The organism is Peribacillus aracenensis (assembly GCF_025175645.1).
GTDB classification, from domain to species: Bacteria; Bacillota; Bacilli; order Bacillales; family DSM-1321; genus Peribacillus; species Peribacillus aracenensis.
Genome location: NZ_JANZMJ010000086.1, coordinates 1 through 1,618, shown reverse-complemented (window position 1 = coordinate 1,618; position 1,618 = coordinate 1). Strand labels below are relative to the sequence as shown.

General features: G+C 40.7%; 1 protein-coding gene. It reads right to left on the bottom strand.

The genetic code is table 11. The features are described from left to right. Positions 1-454: 454 nt before the first annotated feature. Complete coding sequence (locus N0M92_RS29015) at positions 455-1,582, bottom strand: IS110 family RNA-guided transposase (RefSeq protein WP_260289020.1); 1,128 nt, start codon at positions 1,580-1,582, stop codon at positions 455-457. Positions 1,583-1,618 lie beyond the last annotated feature (36 nt).

Genomic DNA, 1,618 nt, shown 5'->3' with positions numbered 1-1,618 from the left:
AACTGATATGAACGAAACTGTCAACCCACCACACCCAAATGTTTTTAAATGGTGTTTCATTCAGCTATGAATAGAGTTATTCCTTGTTCAACTTATAAACCAAATATCCTTTCGGATTTAGCTTGTCAAGGGCGCACTTTCCCTTGATAAGCTAAATCGAAATGGATACCATTCTAAAAGTTGAACAAGGATAACCTTAAAAACTTGGCACGAAGGCAAAAACGTTGACGGTGGTATACAAACTGATATGCGTGGGTTGGTTACCACATTTCACTCCATCCGTCACGGAGCTGCCTCGGACTAACGGCGCACGTTCAGTCCCTAGACCTAGTGCATAGTTGAACATGAGGGTTCTCCTTCCCGGGGGTTTGCCTTCGAGCCAAATCTTCAATTCTAAATCACAAAATTATGATTCGATAAAATTATTTAGTACATAATCTTACTTTCGATCTACTTAAGCAACATTCGATACACTTACTTGCTTATCCTCAATGGCACAACCGATAGCCCAAATAAAACCAAGTAATTCCCTGGCTACTGCAACAACAGCTACTTTTCCACCTTTTCCTTTAGCAGAGATGCGATGATATTTCATATGAAGACGGTGTTGAGCTTTCCAAGCAATACGTTTTGCCTCTGGATCTTGACCTTCTTGACGTTTAAGCAATTCACCTTTAAGAGATGGTCGATGGCGATAAGACCAACAAACTTCTACTATGGAACGACGAATTTGGGAGTTTCCGGTTTTCGTAATGGAACCTTGCCAACGACTAGACCCACTCGAGTATTCCTTTGGAACAAGTCCAGCATAGGACATCAGTTGTCTTGGGTTTGAAAAGCGAGAAAACTGTCCAATTTCAGCTACCAAAGTAACAGCTGTGACTTCTGCGACTCCTCTTAAAGTTTGAAGAGCTTGAATTACCGGAGCATGTTCACTTTGAAGGGCTTCTTCATGGATCTGAGCTTCGATTCGTTTCATACGATCTTCAACTTCATTGATTGCATGAAGATATTCTTGAAAAACAATACGTTGAGAAGCTCTATCAAATGTTAATCGTTTTAACCATTCACGATGTTTTACGGACCAATTTCTAACTCCTTGCGGAGGACGTATTCCATGGCGAAGTAAGAAGTGAACAAGTCTCTGGCGAGAACTTTGTAAATCCTCACGAGCATCATGACGAGCACGAATTAAGTCTCTCAATGCTTCATGATCTTCATCTGGAACCCATACAGAAGTAAGCTCTCCAGCGCGAAGTAGCTGAGCTAATCTAATAGAATCTCTTTTATCTGTTTTCACACGATCGCCCGATCGCTTTGGAATAAGGGAGGGTGCGACAACCATACAATCAATGTCCATAGATAGAAGAAATCGATAAATTCCATACCCAGAAGATCCAGCTTCATAACATACTAATAGGCTTTCAGGCTTCCCTAACTTTTTCATCAATTTGCGAATATCCTCTGGCTTATTTTGAATAGTTCCATGAAATCTAGGTTCACCACGACCAGAATCAGCAATCGCAACAGCAATTGAATCTTTAGATACGTCTAAACCAACAAATTTTTGAACATCCTTCATAATATAGGCTCCTTTTCGTGTGTAGCTCTACACTTG